Annotated in this window: 3 protein-coding genes; 1 reads left to right on the forward strand and 2 read right to left on the reverse strand. The window is 64.1% G+C overall.

Annotated elements, in window-relative coordinates; translation table 11 throughout:
* On the forward strand, positions 1 to 813 hold an 813-nt coding region (locus tag K728_RS21345), incomplete at its 5' end, for a hypothetical protein (RefSeq protein WP_024477141.1).
* 3 nt (positions 814 to 816) lie between these two features.
* Here K728_RS21345 and K728_RS0114500 read toward each other — a convergent pair.
* A complete protein-coding gene (locus K728_RS0114500; protein WP_019484034.1) occupies positions 817 to 1,644 on the reverse strand; it encodes a caspase family protein in 828 nt (275 codons plus the stop codon).
* A 74-nt stretch (positions 1,645 to 1,718) separates the two neighbouring features.
* Positions 1,719 to 2,828 carry a GTP pyrophosphokinase gene (locus tag K728_RS0114505; protein ID WP_024477142.1) on the reverse strand — a complete coding sequence of 370 codons (1,110 nt, stop codon included), beginning with the start codon at positions 2,826 to 2,828 and terminating at the stop codon, positions 1,719 to 1,721.
* Positions 2,829 to 2,908: the final 80 nt, after the last annotated feature.

Raw genomic sequence — 2,908 nt, forward strand, 5'->3', positions numbered from 1 at the left:
GGCGAGCCAGTGGTGCGGGCGATGCTGAATGTGGTGGCGCGGCTATGGCAGATCCGTCTGGACCAGCCCGGTGGCCGCTCGAGCCTGCACCAGGTGGCGAAGTCCGGGGCGAAGGTGGGTGAACAGGTCCTGGCGATGCTGATCCGTGGGCTCGGGTACATGGCTCCGGTGGACGTGACCTGGCCGGACTTGCTGCGGGGCATCCTCTCCGCCGACCTGGTGCTGGTTCCGCAGGATCGTTTTCACTATCGGCAGGTGGTGCGGGACTGCTTCGCCGAGGTGGGGGTTACGGTGCCGGCCGATGATTTGCTCACCGGGATCGAACGCATGAGCAGCCTCAGGTACCCCGTCCGGCTATCAGCGCTGGGAACCGACCCGGAAGAGATCGTGAGGTTCATCTGGGAGAACGGGGACTTGTTACGGGAAACCGCGATGGATGAGCGGCATTCAATCACCGTGGACCGGGTGCGACCCAGCATCCGGATCAGCCCGGACGGGTTCGTCGTCTCGGAGATCGGCGCCTCCTTTGTTCAGGAGTTCACTATCGGGCGGCCCGAAATGCGCCGCATGGGGTTGTCCGGGCCCGGACCCGTCATCCTGCGCGGAGGTGGGTTGCTCAGATTCGACGAGGGAGGCCACCTTTGTTACGCGGCGTTGAAACCGGTCTATGACCCGGTGAGGCAGCAGGAAAACGCACAGGAGAAGGTTCGGGATGCCACCACCCTGGCGGAAATCACTCCTTCTGATGCACGGCCCAGGTCTGGCACTGGAACACCGAAAATCACGTTCCATAGCCGGGGGCGCGGCCGCTAGTTCCTAGAAGGCGGTGCCCCACGCGGCGCTTTTGGCCGCCACTGGCGCTTCCAGTTGGGCCCGCTGGGTGAACTTCCCATCCCGTAAGTCGGCGCTGACGCGTTTCAGCAGCACTCGCCGGCTTGCCGATGGGTCGTCTTTGACGGCCTGGAGCAGGTAGTGGCTGAAGGCACCGCTATATCGTCCAGCGAAGTCAGCATCAGCCGCTGTCTGATCCGACCGGCAGGCGGCAAACAGGACTGGTTTCGCCTTCGCATCGGACCGGACCAGGTCGCGGAAGGCGCGCGGATCCGCCGATTCGGTGAGCTCCAGGCCGAGCGGCGTCGGGGGCGGAACGAACCGGGGCCGTCGGGTGGGAAGTAGATCCAGCGCCCTGAGCCCGGTCCCGCTGTGGCACGTGTCCAGCACGACGTCGAGCAGGACCCCGTCGGGAAGGGTACCGAGCAGGTGATGTAACTCGTCGTCGAGAATAAGGGTGGCGGCGTCCCACTGGTCACCCTTTTGCCGCATATCAAAGGTGACGAATGCTTCGTCGGCGCCGTCCGGTTCATCACCTGAGACATCGAGGACCTGGGTGCCGTGGCTGGAGAACGTGAAGACAAGGTGATCCCCGGGTTTCGCCCGTTTGAGCATGGCCTGCAGCTTCCCGACCACCGCAGCCTTCGTAGCCTTTGAATCGAGGAGCACCGCAACGTTCCGCTTCGCGAATCCGTAATGCCCAGTGAGAAGCGCGGCGAAGTCCTTGGCGTCGTTGACGCAGCCATTGAGCCACGCGTTGGTCGGAAGGTTTTCGAACTTATTGATGCCGACGCAGAGTGCGTACTTGGCCATGGCACAGTTCCTTCCGCAGGACCTGCCCCGTCGCAGGTATGCCGCAACCTAGCGGGACGGGTGTTACTGAGGCGTTATTTGCTGGCCTCCAGCGCCCGGAAGGTGGTCATTTGCCGATGCCGACGCTGCAGGCTGTCGCGTCGTGGCGAGACCGCTGCCTCGGCTGCCTCGGCGGTGAGGTCGATGTGGCGTTCCCCGTAGTGCCACAGCAGCACGTCGTCGAGCAGCCGGTCCGGGCCCGGCGAGTAACGGTGGTCCAACGCTCGGCGAACCGACGTAATGGTGTCCGCCTGGAGCAGCGACGCCAGCGACGTCGTCGTCGTCAGTCCATGGGCGGCGAGCAGTTCCGCAGCCCAACCCCAGTTGTCGTCGGATTTTCGGTCAACGTGGGGGAGGAGGGTCTGCCACACGTCGCGGACCCGGTTGGGGCTCAGGGGGGCGCTTCCCTCCCCGTCCTCATCCCAGAACCCGGTCACTGTCTCGTACCGCTCGTGCAGCTCGGCGAAAGCTGATTCCACTGACTCGAGCATCGCGGCGGTGCCAGTGAATTGCCGGTCGAAGTAGGGGCTCCATGCCCGAGGATTTGATGCCTTGAAACGGATGTCGTGCTCGATTTCGGACCACGCATGAGCCAGGACCGTACGGATCTGCACCTCGAGCATGTAACTGCCGCCAGCCTTGGCTGCCGGGTCCAGGGCGCGCTGGTACTCTTTGACCGCTTCGCTTTGGATGGTGCGCAGGATGAGGTGCCGGCTGGAGTAGCCGTAGGTGCCGGACTCGATGGTGCCGATGTCCTTCTCCCGGTCGCCCCGGCAGTCAAATTCCTGCCGCTGCCGCTTGATCAGATTCGCTGCGACGTCCACCTCGTGGGGCAGGGTGGTGATCACCCGAACGCCGACGACGTCGGTCAGGTTTCTTAGCGGGTCGGGGAACACCAGGGTGGGGGCGTCTCCGGGGACTGTTGAGGCGAGCATGCGTGAGGCCTTGTCACGGAATGACTCGATACTCTTGGTCCGAGCCGTGACGAACAGTGGGCTGAGTTCGGTGCCGACGAAGATTTCCTGGATGCTGGCCTGCATTTGCCGGGTCACTTCTTCAAGGCGCGGCCGTACCCGCTCGAACTCACGGGTGCTCGCTTCCACCGCGGGGCGGAGACGGTCATCCAACTGATCCCAGGCGCTCATTAAGACTCCTCCGACGATGGCTTCAGGCCATCATATCGGCCGGGTCTGACAGTGCTGGTGGAGGGCTGGCTAGAGGGGCC

It is taken from the genome of Arthrobacter sp. CAL618 (genome assembly GCF_000468215.1).
GTDB lineage: Bacteria > Actinomycetota > Actinomycetes > Actinomycetales > Micrococcaceae > Arthrobacter_D.